The organism is Salinispora pacifica CNR114 (assembly GCF_000514775.1).
Classification (GTDB): domain Bacteria; phylum Actinomycetota; class Actinomycetes; order Mycobacteriales; family Micromonosporaceae; genus Micromonospora; species Micromonospora pacifica.
This window is the reverse complement of the sequence record NZ_KI911467.1, coordinates 206,179-221,364: the sequence shown is the minus strand read 5'-3', so window position 1 is coordinate 221,364 and position 15,186 is coordinate 206,179. Positions and strand designations below refer to the sequence as shown.

Sequence of the window (15,186 nt, the reverse complement as noted above, 5' to 3'; positions counted from 1 at the left end):
GTCCCGTCCGGAGCCGTCCGCGGCGGTCGGTAGGGTGCACGACGTGCCGGACCGTACCGAACCCGCTCAGACAACCGCCCCGGGTCGTGCTGCTACCCCGACGGCATCCCGCCGTCCCGTGGAAGCGGTGCTCTTCGACTTCCACGGGACGCTCGCGCAGGTAGAGGAGGCCACCGACTGGGTGACCGCGGCGGCTGCCACCTGTGGAACCACGCTGGACCGGATCCGCGCCACTGCCCTCGCCGACCGGCTGGTCACCGCCGGCCGGGCCGGGGGGCCACTGCCACGACGGGTCCCGCCCGCGCTGGCCGAGCTCTGGGCCGACCGGGACCTGTACCCGCATGCGCACCGCGGTGCGTACACCGGACTCGCGGCGACGATCGACGCCGGGATCGATGGGCTCGCCGACGCGCTCTACGAGCGGTTGCTGGTGCCCCAGGGGTGGGTGCCGTACCCGGACGCCGCCCCCACCCTGGCCGCGCTGCGCGCCGCCGGGGTACGGGTGGGTGTGGTCAGCAATATCGGCTTCGACATCCGGCCGCTCTTTGCCGCCTGGGGGCTCGCCGACCTGGTGGACGGGTACGTGCTGTCGTACGAGGTGGGGCGCTGCAAGCCCGACCCGGGTATCTTCCTGCACGCCTGCGGGACGCTGGCCGTTGACCCGGAACGGGTGCTCATGGTGGGGGACACCCCCGCCGACGCGGGCGCGGTGGCGGCCGGCTGCGCGGTGCTGGTGCTCCCGACCGGCGAGGCGGGCCGGCCGAACGGGCTCGGCGCGGTGTTGGACCTGGCTGTGCCGGGCTGACCGGGCCGTGCCGGGCTACCGGGCTACGGGGCGGGCGGGGCGGGGCTGGAGCTTGGGCCGGGCTGACCGGCGATCAGCGCAGCAGCCGCACCGCCGCCGGGGCCGCGGTGATCGTCACCGGCAACTCGGCCACCGGTTCCCCGTCGGCGTAGCCGGTGATGCCCGCGGCGGCCACCTCCACGGTCCGCGCCCGGAAGCTACGGACCAGCGGGTGGTCAACGTGCGTACCCGGATAGATTCGGCGTTTGATCCGCAGCAGCGTCCGCCGGTTGAACCGCCCGCCGACCACGACGTCGAGCAGCCCGTCGGTCGGGTCGGCGGCGGGGCAGATCCGCATCCCACCGCCGTAGCGGGCGCAGTTGCCGACCGCCACCAACACGGCGTCCAGCTCGTGGGTCACCCCGTCCAGGCGCAACGTGTAACGGCGGGGCCGCAGCCGGGCCAGCTCCACCAGGATCGCCAGGTCATAGCGGCGCGGGCCACGGGGCCACCGCAGCCGGTTGGCCCGCTCGTTGATGATGGCGTCGATGCCGGCGGCGAGAACCGCCCCGTACCACCGCTGCGTGCCGTCCGCCGCGGTGATACGAGCCAGGTCGATCGGCTGGGAGCGGCCGTGCCGCAGCGCGGCGGCGATCACGTCGGCCGCGGCGAGGGGGTCGGCCGGGAAGCCGGCGTCACCGGCGAAGTCGTTCCCGGTCCCCGTCGGAACCACCGCGAACGGCACCGGCGTTCCCGCCACCGCCTGTAGCGCCAGGTGCGCGGTGCCATCACCCCCGACCGCGACCAGCGCTACCGCGCCGTCGGCCACCGCCGCGCGACAGGCCGCCTGCGCCTGCGCCGGGGTCCCCGTTTCAAGCAACCGCACCGGGTGGCCACCGGCAGCCAGCCGGTGCACCACAGTGGGTAGTAGCCCGCGGTGGCGCCCCCGGCCGGCGCTCGGGTTGGCCAGGACGGCGACCGGAGGACCGGCACCGGTGGAATCGACTGCGGTCACGGCGTGCACCGTACCGGGCCGGGACCGGGGACGCACCCCCCAACCCGACACCGCTGGGGCAGGGGGACGCCAGCGTCAGGTCATGTCGTCGTAACGGCGCTCGATCGGCGTGGGCTTGGCGACCGGCTCCGGCTCCGCGATCGACTCCGGCGCCCCAACCGGGGCGCTCGCCTCGATCGGGTCACTCCCCTCCGTCAGCGGCGACGCCTCGTCGTCGGCGAGGCCGGCGTAGGTCTCCTTGCCTCGGCCCCGACGTTTGTCGTTGAGGAACGCGACACCGACGGCCGCGAAGTAGAGGGCACACAGGCACAACGCCAACGCGGTCATACCGAACGGGTCGGGCGTGGGCGTGACCACCGCCGCGAAGGCGAAGAACACGAACACCGCCACCCGCCACCAGCCCAGCAACCGCTTCGCGCTGGCAACGCCGACGAAGTTGAGCATCAACACGATCAGCGGGAACTCGAACGCCACCCCGAACAGCAGGATCAGGTTGGTGACGAACGAGATGTACCGGGTGATGTCGAGAGTGGTATTGATCTCGGGGCCGGAGACCTGAAGCAGGAACTCCAGGCCCTTGGAGGTCACGAAGTACGCCAGCACCGCGCCGGCGGCGAACAGCGGCGCGGCGAGCGCGGTAAAGGCGTAGGCGTAGCGCCGCTCGTGCTTGTGCAGACCGGGGGCGATGAAGGCCCACAGCTGGTACAGCCAGACCGGTGCGGCGAGGATCAACCCCACCCACAGACCGATCTTGAGGTTGAGCAGGAACAGGTCAGCCGGGCCGAGCTGCACGAAGTCGCAGGCGCCGTCGGTGGTCTGCGCCTGGGGAAGCTCGCAGTAGGGCCGCTGCAGGATGCCGCGCACCGGCCCGGCGAGCCAGAGGCCGATGCCGAAGCCGACCAGGATCGCCAGCGACGCCTTGAACAGCCGGTTGCGCAGCTCACGGACGTGCTCGACCAGCGTCATCGAGCCTTCCGAGGCCCGCTGGAAACTACTCGGGCCGCGTTTACGCAGGGCGAAGGCCACGGTGGTCGGGCCCCTCGATCAGTTGTCGCGGGTGCGCTGCACCGGGTCAACGACCGGCTGCTGCTGCGGCGGGGCGGGGTAGGACGGCTGCTGAGGGTAGGGCTGCCCCTGCTGCACCTGCGGCGGCATCGGCTGGTAGCCAGCCTGGGCGTCGGCCTTCTCGGCCAGGTCACGGTCGTCGTCGTGCAGGCTCTTCGTCTCGGCCTTGATGATCCGCAGCGAACGGCCCAGCGAGCGGGCCGCGTCGGGGAGCCGCTTCGCGCCGAAGAGCAGGATCAGCACGACCACGAGTACGGCGATGTGCCATGGCCTTAGGGCACCCATGGGAAGCTCCGGTCTCTCGGTGTCGGGCAGGTGGTGTCGCAGCCATCGTACGTGCGTCCGGCGGCGTTGCCACCCGCTGGGCGCTACGGGACCATGCCGGCTGGGTGAAGTCTAAGCCAACCGCGGATGTCCCCAACAGGCCGCTTCGCCCCGACCCGGGCCGCCGGGGCGGCGCGGTTGCTACCCGCCGCGGCGGAACCGGACCGCTGCGGCCCGGTGCTGGATGGTCGCCAACTGCTCCTGCAGCCCCTCGGCCCGCGCCTGCAGCGCCACCGCGGTCGTCTGGAGCGCCGCGGCCTCATCGGCGTGCTGTTGCAACGCCACCGCGGCCCGACGCAGCCGACGCAGCCGGGTCAACACCGGCCGCACGGCCAGCCCGAGCAGCACGAACGGGAGCAGCACCAGCGCGACCACGATCCACACCACCACGGCACCCAGCCTACTGGCCCGCTGACGCCGTCGCCGGGTCGGCCACCGCGCCCGGCGGCGGGGTGGCGTACGCCGCGAGGGCTGCGGTCGCCGCGGCGTGCACCTGTGCGGCCAGCTCCGCCGGCGCCACCACGGTGACCTCCGGGCCCAGGCCCAACACGAAGCGGCGGGCCCAGTCCAGGTCGGTGACCCGGAGCGAGACCAGCCACTCGCCCTCGCCTGACTCGACCCGCTCACACGGGTAGTACTCGGTGATCCACCGCTCGCTCCGACCAATGCGCAGGGTGACCAGCGGCAGGTCCGCCGTGGGCCGGAACGCACCGCCGGTGAGGTCGTGCGGCACCGCCTGCGCCGGCACCCGCGCCGGCTCGTCCAACCGGGTCACCGCGTCGATCCGGTCGACCCGGAACATTCGCATCCCCTCCGCCCGGCGGCACCAGGCCTCCAGGTACGCCCGGCCACCGATGACGAGCATTCGCAGGGGGTCAACGGTCCGCTCGATCGTCTCGTCCCGGGCCACCGAATAGTAGGTGATCCGCAGCGCCCGGCCGCTCTCCACCGCCGCCCGCAGCTCCGCCACCCGGTGGTTGTCCGCCGGCAGCCGTACCGCGACCGGGGTGCCGAACCGGTCACCCGCGGCATTCTCGATCTTGACCAGGGCCCGCTCCACCGCTTCCCGGTTGGCCACCCCCGGCGTCTCCGCCAGCATGCGCAGCGCCACGACCAGCGCGAGGGCCTCGTCGGGAGTCAGCCGCAACGGCCGATCAATGCCGGCGTCGTAGGTGATCGTCACCCGGTCGCCGTCGAAGGCCATGTCGATCAGATCCCCCGGGCCGTAACCCGGCAGCCCGCACACCCAGAGCAGCTCCAGATCCTCCCGCAGCTGCCGCTCGGTCACCCCAAGGTCACCCGCGGCCTCGGCGATCTCGATGCCGGGCCGGGCCAACAGGAAGGGCACCAGGTTGAGCAGCCGGGCCAACCGGTCCGCCGAGGTACGGGACCCGGGCCGGGCCGACCCGGTCATCGGGCACTCCCAGCAACGACGTCGTGGCGCGCGGCGAACTCCTTGAGTCGCTGGATGACCGCCTCCCGCACCTCCGGCGGGTCGAGCACCCGCACGTCCGGGCCGTAGCCGACGAGCTGGCCGGCGAGCGCCTCCGGATCCGCGTACGGCAGGACGAGCTGGTCACCGGTAGAGCCCGAGGTCGTCTCCACCGCCCACCGGCGCAGCCCGGCGGCCCGGTGGGGCGCGACGAGCACCCGGGCGCGTCCGGTCCGCTCCACCGGACCGGACGAGCGAGCGACATAGCTGATCAGGTCCACCTCGGCCGGCGGCTCATACGCCCCCGACGGGCCCACCGTCCGAACCGCCCCCACCACCCGGGAGAGGCGGAAACAGCGGGCGGCGGCCCGATCCAGGTCATGCCCCACCACGTACCACCGGCCCCGCCAGCAGACCACCCCCCACGGCTGCAGTCGGCGGGCAGACGGCTCGTCCCGGTCCGGCACCCGATAGTCGAAGGCCACCTCGCGGCGGTCCCGGGCCGCCGCGGTCAGCGGCGCGAAGGCCGGATCGACGGTCACCATCGGCTCCAGCCCGAGCGTGGCCTGTGGGTCCACGTCAACGCCGGCCGCGCGCAGCTTCGCCAACCCGGACGACGCGGCGGCGGCCAGACCAGCGTGCTGCCACAGCCGGGCGGCGATGCCGACCGCCGCGGCCTCGTCCGGCTCCAGCGGGATCTCGGGCAACGCATACTGCCGGCGGGCGATGCGATAGCCCGGCTCGAGGTCGAAGGCGCTGGCCGTCCCGGTCTCCAGCGGGACACCGAGCTCGCGCAGCTCGGCCTTGTCCCGCTCAAACTTGCGTTGGAACGCCTCGTGGTCCCGCACATCGTGCGGATCATGCTGGTAGCCGGGCACGGTCGCGGCGATCTGCACGGCGGTCAGGAACCGTCGCGTGGACAGGAGACAGATCACCAGGTTGACCAGGCGTTCGGTACGGGTCCGCGACACGGTACGACGCTAGCAGCCAACGCTGCGAACACATGTACCTATACGCCGCGCGTCTCGCCCGGTCGGTCACCGGGACCGGTCCGGCGGGGGCCCGCCGCCCAGGGCACCCCGGACGCCGGGCCCACCCGGCGCGACCGCTAGCGTCGCGCGCATGGTGCGCTGGCGGTCGGGAACGGTAACGGCGGTCCGACGGGAGTGGAGCGGCGCGGTCGAGTTGGCCGTCACCCTCCCCGACGACTCGACGATGCGCGCGCTCGCCTACCCTGAGTTGGTGGGTCGACCACGCGTCGGCGATCGGGTGCTGCTCAACGTCGGCGCCCTGCTGATGGGCCTCGGCACCGGCGGCTACGCCCTGGTCGTGGCCCTGCCGGACCGGCTGCCACCGGACCCGCCCGCACCGGCGGACAATCGGGCCGGCGGCCACCTGGTCAAAGCGCGCTACACCCCGCTACAGCCGATCCTGCTCGGCGTGGACGAGGAGGCCTCCCCGCACCGGGCGGCCCTCGCCGACGCCGACGACCTGGGCGGCCTACCCGTGGTCACCGCCGACCTACACTCCGCTCTCCCGGCGGTACTCGCCGGGATCCGCGCCGACGCACCCGACGCACGGGTGGCGTACCTGCTCACCGATGGGGGCGCGCTGCCGGCGTGGTTCTCCCGCACCCTCGCCGAGCTCCGCGGACACCTCGCCGGCACGATCAGCGTGGGGCAGGCGTTCGGCGGCGACCTGGAGGCGAGCACCCTACACTCCGGCCTGCTCGCCGCGCGGCATGTGCTCCACGCCGACCTGGCCGTCGTCGCCCAGGGCCCCGGCAACCTCGGTACCGGCACCCGCTGGGGCTTCTCCGGGGTGGCGGTCGGCGAGGCGGTCAACGCGATCGCCGCACTGGGCGGGCGGCCGGTCGGTTCCCTCCGCATTTCCGCCGCGGACCCCCGCCCCCGACACCACGGCGTCTCCCACCACAGCCTGACCGCGTACGGCCGGGTAGCCCTGGCCTCCGCCGACTTGGTCGTACCGGACCAACTCGACCCGGCGCTGGCCACGGCGGTCGAGGCGGCGCTGGCCCCGCTCACCGCTCGGCACCAGGTGCGTCGGGTGCCGGTGACCGGCCTCGACGCCGCGCTGCGGGCCAGCCCGGTGCCGCTGTCGACGATGGGTCGTGGTCTGGACGCGGACCACGCCTACTTCCTCGCCGCCGCCGCGGCGGGGCGGCACGCCGCGCGCCTCGCCCGCTGACCGCCGCTCAGGCCAAGATCACCAGTAGGGCACACGCCACCACCATCGCGGCCAGGGCGAGCGCCAGCACCCAGGTGGGCACGGTGTACTCGCCGCGGCGGTTGCGCTCGATCTCGGCACGAATCTTCTGGCGGCGGCGCTCGGTCCAGCTCTGCTTCTCGGAGCCGGAACCGCCCGGGTGACTTGACATCATGGCGTGGCCAGCCTACCCGGCACCGCCGGGCGACTCATCCGCGCCCGTCGCGCTCACATGCTGGCGATCAGCCGCTCCACCCGCTCGTCGTACGCCCGGAAGGGGTCCTTGCACAACACGGTGCGCTGCGCCTGGTCGTTGAGCTTCAGGTGCACCCAGTCAACGGTGAAGTCCCGCCGCTTCTCCTGGGCGTGCCGGATGAACTCGCCCCGCAGCCGTGCCCGGGTAGTCTGCGGCGGCGTCTCCTTCGCCTCGAAGATCTCCGGGTCGGTCGCCGCCCGGTCCACCTGGCCCCGCCGCTCCAGCAGGCCATACAGACCCCGGCCGCGACGGAGGTCGTGGTAGGCGAGATCCATCTGCGCCACCCGCGGATGCGACAACGGCAGCTCATGCTTGCGTTGATAACGCTCGATCAGACGTAGCTTGGTCACCCAGTCGATCTCCCGAGACACCGGCTCCAGATCACCGGTCTCCACCGCTCGCAGCACCCGACCCCAGAGCTCCACCACCCGCTTCGCCGTCTGATCGCCGCCGCGCCGCTCGACGAACTCCGTGGCCTTCGCCAGATACTCCTGCTGGACCTCCAGCGCGCTGATCTCCTTTCCGGAAGCCAGCCGGACCTTCCGTCGTCCGGTGATGTCGTGCGACACCTCGCGGATCGCGCGGATCGGGTTCTCCAGCGTCAGGTCCCGCATCACCACCCCGGACTCGATCATCCGGAGCACGATGTCCGCGGCGCCCACCTTCAGCATGGTGGTGACCTCGTTCATGTTCGAGTCGCCGACGATCACATGCAGTCGGCGGTACCGCTCCGCGTCCGCGTGCGGCTCGTCCCGGGTGTTGATGATCGGCCGGCTCCGGGTGGTCGCCGAGGAGACCCCCTCCCAGATGTGCTCGGCCCGCTGCGACAGGCAGTAGACCGCCCCCCGCGGCGTCTGGAGGACCTTCCCCGCACCACAGATCAACTGCCGGGTGACCAGGAACGGGATCAACACATCCGCCAACCGGCCGAACTCGCCGTGCCGGGAGACGAGGAAGTTCTCGTGACACCCGTACGAGTTCCCGGCCGAATCGGTGTTGTTCTTGAACAGGTAGATCTCACCCGCAATGCCCTCGTCGTGCAGCCGCTTCTCCGCGTCGACGAGCAGTCCCTCCAGGATCCGCTCGCCGGCGCGGTCGTGCGCCACCAGATCGGCCACCGAGTCGCACTCCGGCGTCGCGTACTCCGGGTGCGAGCCGACATCCAGGTACAGCCGGGCGCCGTTGCGCAGGAAGACATTGCTCGACCGACCCCACGACACCACCCGCCGGAACAGGTACCGCGCGACCTCGTCGGGGGACAACCGGCGCTGCCCACGATAGGTGCAGGTGACGCCGTACTCGGTCTCGAGGCCGAAGATTCGCCGCTCCATGATGAGACACTAGCCGCACAAGGCGACATCTGGGCAGTGCTCACCACACCCGTCCCAGCCGGCTCCGGGGTCGACCACGGCACACGCCGGCCCGGCCCCGGGTACGGTACAAGCCGTGAGGATCCTCGTCACCGGCGGGGCCGGCTTCATCGGTTCAGCGTTTGTGCGCCGGCTACTCAGCGACAAACAACCAGTTCCACGGCCAGACCGGGTAACCGTGCTCGACTCGTTCACCTACGCCGGCACCGACGGCAGCCTCGCCCCCGTCCGAAACGACCCCCGGTTGAACGTCGTCCGCGGCGACGTACGCGACGTGAAGCTGGTGGACGCCACCGTCGCCGGACACGATGTCATCGTCCACTTCGCCGCCGAGTCCCACGTGGACCGCTCCATCCATGGCGCCAGCCCGTTCGTCAGCACCAACGTGGGCGGCACCGGTGTCCTGCTCGACGCCGCGCTGCGGCACCGCACCGGACGGTTTCTCCACGTCTCCACCGACGAGGTGTACGGCTCCATCGACCAGGGCTCGGCGCCCCCCTCCGCGCCGCTGAACCCCAGTTCCCCGTACTCGGCCAGCAAAGCCGCCGCCGATCTGCTCGCCCTCTCCTACCACCGCACCCACGGACTGGACGTGGTCATCACCCGGGGCGCCAACAACTACGGTCCCTACCAGCACCCCGAGAAGCTGATCCCGCGCTTCGTCACCAACCTTATCGATGGACACAACCTGCCGCTGTACGGTGACGGCGGCGACATCCGGGACTGGCTACACGTGGACGACCACTGCCGCGGCATCGCGCTGGCGCAGCGGGACGGCCAGGCCGGAATGGTGTACCACCTCGGCGGGGGCACTGCCCTGACCAACCGGGAACTGACCGGCTCGCTACTCACCGCATTCAACGTCGGTTGGGATCGGGTGACACCGGTGACCGACCGAAAGGGCCACGACCGCCGGTACGCCCTCGACTCCACGGCAACAAAGCGCGACCTCGGCTGGGAACCCGCCGTCGAATTCGATCAGGGTCTGGCCGCCACCATCGACTGGTACCGGGAGAACCGGGCCTGGTGGAAGCCGCTGATCGAGGCGTGAACGGCCGCTTTCGGTGGCCGCTGGCGGGCTTAGGAATCGGGGCGTTCCGCCGCGTCGGTCGAGTCCGCCGCCTCGGTTGAGGCTTCCGCCGATGCTGCCGTGGCCTCGCCATCGTCGAGCAGGGCCGTCAACGCCGCGCCGGTAACCCGCCGGAAGGTCCGCCCGACCCGGCCGCGGTCCAGGATCGCGACCTCCAACTGGTCGGCAGCGATCGCGCGAGCAGCCCCGCCCTCACCGCCGACGCTACCCAGGGCCTGCACCGCCACCTTGACCGCGTCGCCCAGTGACATGTCCGGACGGTGGTTCGACTTCAGCACTGCAGCGATCGCCTCGGTCTGACCACCCATCGCCATTCGGCCGGGCTCATCGTTGACAGAGCCGTCGTAGGTCAACCGGTACAGCTCGTCCTCCGCCGCCGTTGCCCCGACCTGGGCGACACAGATCTCCACCTCGAACGGCTTGGACTGCTCGGTGAAGATCGCGCCAAGCGTCTGCGCGAACGCGTTGGCGAGCGCCCGCCCGGTCACGTCCCGCCGGTCGTAGCTCAAACCGTTCAGGTCAGCCATCCGCACACCCGCCCGCCGCAGGTTCTCGAACTCGTTGTATCGGCCCACGGCGGCGAAGCCGATCCGATCGTAGATCTCACCGACCTTGTGCAGGGCACTGGAGAGGTTCTCCGCGACGAAGAGCACCCCACCGGCGTAACTCAGGACCACCGCGCTGCGCCCGCGGGCGATGCCCTTGCGGGCCAGCTCGGAGCGGTCACGCATGATCTGCTCGGGCGAGGCGTAGAACTGCATGGCCACGACAGAAGTTCTCCTTACGGCGCTGTGCTGGTCGGTGGGGGGTCGGGTAGCGGGCTCAGCCGCCCGGATTCTCCATCCGGCCGGCGACCACGCTTTCGGCGATCGCCGCCGTCTCCGCCTCGGTGAGTCGGTGCGTGCCCTCGGCCGTGGCGGACATCACCACCGGATAGATCCGCCGGGTCAGGTCCGGCCCGCCGGTCGCGGTGTCATCGTCAGCCGCGTCGTACAGAGCCTCCACGGCCAGGCGCACCGCATCGTCAACGGAGAGCCCGTACCGGAACCGCTTCTTCAGCGCCGACTTGGCGAACAAGGAGCCGGAGCCGACCGCGTCGTAACCGACCTCCTCGTAGGGACCGCCGGTCACGTCGAAGCTGAAGATCCGACCGGCCTTCGCCGGGTCCGTTGCGGCCAGGTCGAACCCGGCGAAGAGCGGCACCACCGCGAGCCCCTGCATCGCCGCGCCGAGATTGCCCCGCACCATCGCCGCCAACCTGTTGGCCTTACCGTCGAGCGAGAGCATCGCGCCCTCGATCTTCTCGTAGTGCTCCAGCTCGACCCGGAAGAGTCGGATCAGCTCGATCCCGATGCCGGCGGCACCCGCCATGCCCACCAGGGAATATGCGTCCGCCGGATACACCTTCTCGATGTCCCGCTGGGCGATCAGGTTCCCCATGGTGGCGCGGCGGTCACCTGCCAGTACGACCCCACCGGCGGCGGCGATGGCGATGATGGTGGTGGCGTGCGGCGTCAGGTCCGTGGCCATCCCGGGCGGCAGCGGCCGTCGTCCGGGCAGCAGCTCCGGCGCCGCCTGGCTCAGGAACGCGGAGAAGGAGGACGTTCCCGCGTTGGTGAACAGATCCGGAAGACGCCCGGATGGGTCGAAAGCCGCTGCCACGTGGTTCCTCTCAGGTACGTGATCGTCCTGGTCGGTCTGCCCGGACCTCTCCGGAACCAGCCAGGACCACTGTTGCGGTTAGAGCAGGGTAACCCGCACCCTTCCGGGGCGGTGATCGTGTCCAGATGGTGGCGACTCCCGCCCGGTGCTTATTCGCCACCCTTCTGCACGTAGCCCCGAACGAACTCCTCGGCGTTCTCCTCAAGGACGGAGTCGATCTCGTCGAGTAGGTCGTCCACGTCCTCGGTGATCTCGGCGTGGCGCTCGGCGGCCTCCGCGCTCGCCTCCGTCGTGACGTCCTCGATCTCCTCGCTCTGCTGGGACCGGCCGGTCTGCGACTGCCCACCGCTGTCACGGCTCGCCATGGCTGCCTCCTCCACGATCGTCTGCGACGAACTTACCTCGCGCGGACGACGAAATGGTCTGCCGCGCGTCAGTCACGTGATCCCGGGCCACCGCGTGGGACGGCTCAACCACCGGTGAGCGTCTCCAGCAGATCCTTGGCGCTCTCGCAGCGGTCAAAGAGCGCACCGACGTGCGCGCGGGTGCCGCGCTCCGGCTCCATCATCGGTACCCGCACCAGCGACTCCCGGCCCACGTCGAAGATGACCGAATCCCAACTCGCCGCAACCACCTCGGAGGCGAACTGGGCGAGACAGCGGCCCCGGAAGTAGGCCCGGGTGTCCTCCGGGGGCTCGGTCATCGCGACCTGGGCTGACTCCGCCGGCAGTAGTGTCCTCATCGCGCCGCGCGACACCAACCGGTGGTAGAGCCCCTTCTCGGGGCGAACATCGGAGTACTGCAGGTCGACCAGTTGCAGCTTGGACGCCCCCCAGCCGAGCTTCTCCCGCTCCCGGTAGCCCTCCAGCAACCGCAGCTTCGCCACCCAGTCGAGCTCGTCAGCGCAGAGAAAGACGTCACGGCCCAGGCGGTCCAGCACGCTCTCCCAACGGGACAGCACGTCGGCGGTCTGCTGGTCCACGTCACTGCCGTACCGGTCGTCCACGAAGGAGCGCACCCGCTCGTAGTAGGCCCACTGAACATCCAACGCGCTGAGCCGCCGCCCGTCCCGCAGCCGCATGAGGTGGCCGAGGGAGGGGTCGTGGCTGACCGCACGGAGTTCGCTGACCGGGTCTGCGATGCCGAGGTCAGGGACGAGCGCCCTCTCCTCGATCATGGTGAGGATCAGCGCGGTCGTGCCGACCTTGAGGTACGTGGAGATCTCCGACAGGTTGGCGTCGCCGATGATGACGTGCAGCCGGCGGTACTTGTCGGCATCGGCGTGCGGCTCGTCGCGCGTGTTGATGATGGGCCGCTTGAGCGTGGTCTCCAGCCCCACCTCGACCTCGAAGAAGTCGGCGCGCTGGGAGATCTGGAAGCCGCTCTGCCCGCCGTCCTGGCCGAGGCCGACCCGCCCGGCCCCGGCGACGATCTGCCGGGTGACGAAGAACGGAGTCAGAAATGTGACGATGTCGGCGAAAGGAGTCTGCCGCCGCATCAGGTAGTTCTCGTGGGCGCCATAACTGGCACCCTTGTTGTCAGTGTTGTTCTTGTAGAGGTGAATGGGGTGGCTACCGGGGATGGTGGCGGCACGACGGGCCGCCTCGGCCATCACCAGCTCCCCCGCCTTGTCCCAGCGCACCAGGTCCCACGGCGTGGTCACCTCGGGAGTGGAATACTCCGGATGGGCATGGTCCACGTAGAGCCGGGCACCGTTGGTGAGAATCACGTTGGCCAGGCCGAGATCCTCGTCGGCGAGGGCCTCGGCCGGGTCGTACGCGGCACCGGAATAGGTGAAACCGCGGGCGTCGCGCAGCGGCGACTCCTCCTCGTAGTCCCAGCGAGCGCGCCCCCCGCGGTTGAGCTCGGGGCGCGCTCCGTAGGCGTTGACCACCTGCGAGGAGGTGACCATCGGGTTGGCCCCGGCCTGGCTGGGCACGGAGATGCCGTACTCGACCTCGGTGCCCATGATCCGTCTAACGCTCATCAACCTACCCGCTTCACTAGCCCCGACCGATCCCTTCGTCGAGAGTAGTCGGCACCGCACCCGATCGTGACGCGGCGGTGCGGAGCAATTACCCAGCGACCGTTACGGGCCTGTACCCAGCGGAGGAAACGGGCCCGGGTCCAACCACGACCCGGGCCCGTTTCCTCCGTCGTCAGAGGTACTGGCCGGTGTTACTGGCGGTCTCGATGGACCGACCCGCATCGGCGCCCTTGCCGCCGGAGACGAGCGTACGGATGTAGACGATCCGCTCGCCCTTCTTTCCGGAGATGCGTGCCCAGTCGTCGGGGTTGGTGGTGTTGGGTAGGTCCTCGTTCTCCCGGAACTCGTCAACACAGGCGTCGAGAAGGTGCTGCAGCCGCAGGCCCTTGCGGGCCGAGGTGAGGAACTCCTTGATGGCCATCTTCTTGCCTCGGTCCACGATGTTCTGGATCATCGCCCCGGAGTTGAAGTCCTTGAAGTAGAGGACATCCTTGTCGCCGTTGGCGTAGGTGACCTCGAGGAAGCGGTTCTCCTCGGTCTCCGAGTACATCCGCAGCACGACCGCATCGATCATCGCCGCCACGGTGGCCTGCGGATCGCTGCCGTGCTCGGCCAGGTCGTCCGGGTGCAGGGGCAGGCCGGGGAGGATGTACTTGGAGAAGATGTCCTTCGCCGCCTCGGCATCCGGCCGCTCAATCTTGATCTTGACATCGAGCCGACCCGGCCGCAGGATCGCCGGGTCGATCATGTCCTCCCGGTTGGAGGCGCCGATGACGATGACGTTTTCCAGGCCCTCCACCCCGTCGATCTCGCTGAGCAGCTGCGGGACGATGGTGTTCTCCACATCCGACGAGACACCGGAGCCCCGGGTACGGAACACGGAGTCCATCTCGTCGAAGAACACGATCACCGGCGTGCCCTCGCCGGCCTTCTCCCGGGCCCGCTGGAAGACCAGCCGGATGTGCCGCTCGGTCTCGCCGACGTACTTGTTGAGCAGCTCCGGGCCCTTGATGTTGAGAAAGTAGCTGGTGTGCTTCTCCTCGCCACGTCGCTCGGCGATCTTCTTCGCCAGCGAGTTGGCCACCGCCTTGGCGATCAGCGTCTTGCCACAGCCCGGCGGCCCGTAGAGCAGAATGCCCTTCGGCGGCCGAAGCTGGTGCTCTCGGAACAGGTCAGCGTGCAGGAACGGCAGCTCCACCGCGTCGCGAATCTGCTCGATCTGCGCGTGCAGGCCGCCGATGTCGGTGTAGTCGACATCCGGCACCTCCTCCAGGACCAGCTCCTCGACCTCACTCTTCGGAATCCGCTCATAGGCGTACGCCGAGCGCGGCTCGATCATGAGGGAGTCACCCGCGCGAATCGGGGCGTCGATCAACGTCTCCGCGAGGTGCACGACGCGCTCCTCGTCAGAGTGGGAGACCACGAGGGCGCGGTCGCCAGGAGCGCCGTCCGGCCCGGCGAGCACCTCCTTGAGCATGACCACCTCACCGGCCCGCTCATAACCGAACGCGTCAACGATGTTGAGCGCATCGTTGAGCAGTACCTCCTGCCCCCGGCGCAGCTCGGCGACCTCCAGAGACGGTGAGACGGCCACCCGGAGCTTGCGGCCACCGGTGAACACGTCCACCGTGCCATCGTCGTGGCGCGCCAGGAAGACCCCGTAGCCGCTCGGCGGCTGGGCGAGCCGGTCGATCTCCTCCTTGAGCGTCACGATCTGCGCTCGCGCCTCCTTGAGAGTACTCACGAGCCGCTCATTGTTCTCAGTCAGCCGCGCCAGTTGCGCCTGGGCGGCCGCCAGCCGCTCTTCGAGCTGCCGGACCTGTCGGGGGCTTTCGGTCAACTTGCGCCGCACCAGAGCGAGTTCCTCTTGCAGGAACGCGACCTGCGTGGAGAGATCGTGGGCCTCCTTCTCCCACCGTGCGGCGCGCGAGTCCACGTCGTCGCTGCGTGCCACGTCCCACCTCCCCGGGGCTTG

16 protein-coding genes are annotated in these 15,186 nt (G+C 70.4%); 3 read left to right on the top strand and 13 right to left on the bottom strand.

Annotated elements, in window-relative coordinates:
* Positions 1 to 43: 43 nt before the first annotated feature.
* On the top strand, positions 44 to 805 hold the full coding sequence (locus tag B118_RS0125950) for an HAD family hydrolase (RefSeq protein WP_026185191.1): 762 nt from the start codon (positions 44 to 46) through the stop codon (positions 803 to 805).
* Between the two features lie 73 nt (positions 806 to 878).
* Here the strand turns inward: B118_RS0125950 and B118_RS0125945 are convergent, their stop codons facing one another.
* The 6 genes from B118_RS0125945 to B118_RS0125920 form a co-directional block, all read right to left on the bottom strand.
* Complete coding sequence (locus tag B118_RS0125945) at positions 879 to 1,799, bottom strand: diacylglycerol kinase family protein (protein ID WP_018219790.1); 921 nt, start codon at positions 1,797 to 1,799, stop codon at positions 879 to 881.
* A gap of 75 nt (positions 1,800 to 1,874) precedes the next feature.
* Positions 1,875 to 2,825, bottom strand: a complete 951-nt coding sequence (tatC, locus tag B118_RS0125940) for a twin-arginine translocase subunit TatC (protein ID WP_018811733.1) — start codon at positions 2,823 to 2,825, stop codon at positions 1,875 to 1,877.
* 18 nt (positions 2,826 to 2,843) lie between these two features.
* Complete coding sequence (gene tatA, locus B118_RS0125935) at positions 2,844 to 3,149, bottom strand: Sec-independent protein translocase subunit TatA (RefSeq protein ID WP_018219792.1); 306 nt, start codon at positions 3,147 to 3,149, stop codon at positions 2,844 to 2,846.
* 180 nt (positions 3,150 to 3,329) lie between these two features.
* Positions 3,330 to 3,578: a hypothetical protein gene (locus B118_RS0125930; RefSeq protein WP_018827321.1), complete on the bottom strand. Its 249-nt coding sequence runs from the start codon at positions 3,576 to 3,578 to the stop codon at positions 3,330 to 3,332.
* Positions 3,579 to 3,588: 10 nt separating this feature from the next.
* Complete coding sequence (locus B118_RS0125925) at positions 3,589 to 4,602, bottom strand: helix-turn-helix transcriptional regulator (protein WP_018811730.1); 1,014 nt, start codon at positions 4,600 to 4,602, stop codon at positions 3,589 to 3,591.
* The gene (locus B118_RS0125920) at positions 4,599 to 5,591 is read right to left on the bottom strand and encodes a helix-turn-helix transcriptional regulator (RefSeq protein WP_018811729.1); all 993 of its coding nucleotides are present in this window, start codon (positions 5,589 to 5,591) and stop codon (positions 4,599 to 4,601) included. The genes B118_RS0125925 and B118_RS0125920 overlap by 4 nt, the downstream gene beginning before the upstream one ends.
* A gap of 151 nt (positions 5,592 to 5,742) precedes the next feature.
* Here B118_RS0125920 and B118_RS0125915 point away from each other — a divergent pair, with 151 nt between their 5' ends.
* Positions 5,743 to 6,828, top strand: a complete 1,086-nt coding sequence (locus tag B118_RS0125915; RefSeq protein WP_018821097.1) for a DUF3866 family protein — start codon at positions 5,743 to 5,745, stop codon at positions 6,826 to 6,828.
* A gap of 7 nt (positions 6,829 to 6,835) precedes the next feature.
* Here the strand turns inward: B118_RS0125915 and B118_RS0125910 are convergent, their stop codons facing one another.
* On the bottom strand, positions 6,836 to 7,021 hold the full coding sequence (locus tag B118_RS0125910; RefSeq protein ID WP_018219797.1) for a hypothetical protein: 186 nt from the start codon (positions 7,019 to 7,021) through the stop codon (positions 6,836 to 6,838).
* A gap of 53 nt (positions 7,022 to 7,074) precedes the next feature.
* Positions 7,075 to 8,433 carry a Pup--protein ligase gene (gene pafA, locus B118_RS0125905; protein WP_018219798.1) on the bottom strand — a complete coding sequence of 453 codons (1,359 nt, stop codon included), beginning with the start codon at positions 8,431 to 8,433 and terminating at the stop codon, positions 7,075 to 7,077.
* Between the two features lie 115 nt (positions 8,434 to 8,548).
* Between pafA and rfbB the strand changes: the two genes are divergently transcribed.
* The gene (gene rfbB, locus B118_RS0125900) at positions 8,549 to 9,523 is read left to right on the top strand and encodes a dTDP-glucose 4,6-dehydratase (RefSeq protein ID WP_028193707.1); all 975 of its coding nucleotides are present in this window, start codon (positions 8,549 to 8,551) and stop codon (positions 9,521 to 9,523) included.
* Positions 9,524 to 9,552: 29 nt separating this feature from the next.
* Here rfbB and prcA read toward each other — a convergent pair whose 3' ends face one another.
* From prcA to arc, 5 genes are all read right to left on the bottom strand, one after another.
* Positions 9,553 to 10,329, bottom strand: coding sequence for a proteasome subunit alpha (gene prcA / locus B118_RS0125895; RefSeq protein WP_018219800.1), 777 nt, complete (start codon positions 10,327 to 10,329; stop codon positions 9,553 to 9,555).
* Between the two features lie 55 nt (positions 10,330 to 10,384).
* Complete coding sequence (gene prcB, locus B118_RS0125890; RefSeq protein WP_018219801.1) at positions 10,385 to 11,224, bottom strand: proteasome subunit beta; 840 nt, start codon at positions 11,222 to 11,224, stop codon at positions 10,385 to 10,387.
* A gap of 149 nt (positions 11,225 to 11,373) precedes the next feature.
* Positions 11,374 to 11,589, bottom strand: coding sequence for a ubiquitin-like protein Pup (locus B118_RS0125885; protein WP_018219802.1), 216 nt, complete (start codon positions 11,587 to 11,589; stop codon positions 11,374 to 11,376).
* Positions 11,590 to 11,693: 104 nt separating this feature from the next.
* Positions 11,694 to 13,211 (bottom strand): depupylase/deamidase Dop, encoded by a 1,518-nt coding sequence (gene dop, locus B118_RS0125880; protein ID WP_033660365.1) that lies wholly within the window; start codon positions 13,209 to 13,211, stop codon positions 11,694 to 11,696.
* Positions 13,212 to 13,383: 172 nt separating this feature from the next.
* On the bottom strand, positions 13,384 to 15,165 hold the full coding sequence (arc, locus tag B118_RS0125875; protein ID WP_018219804.1) for a proteasome ATPase: 1,782 nt from the start codon (positions 15,163 to 15,165) through the stop codon (positions 13,384 to 13,386).
* Positions 15,166 to 15,186 lie beyond the last annotated feature (21 nt).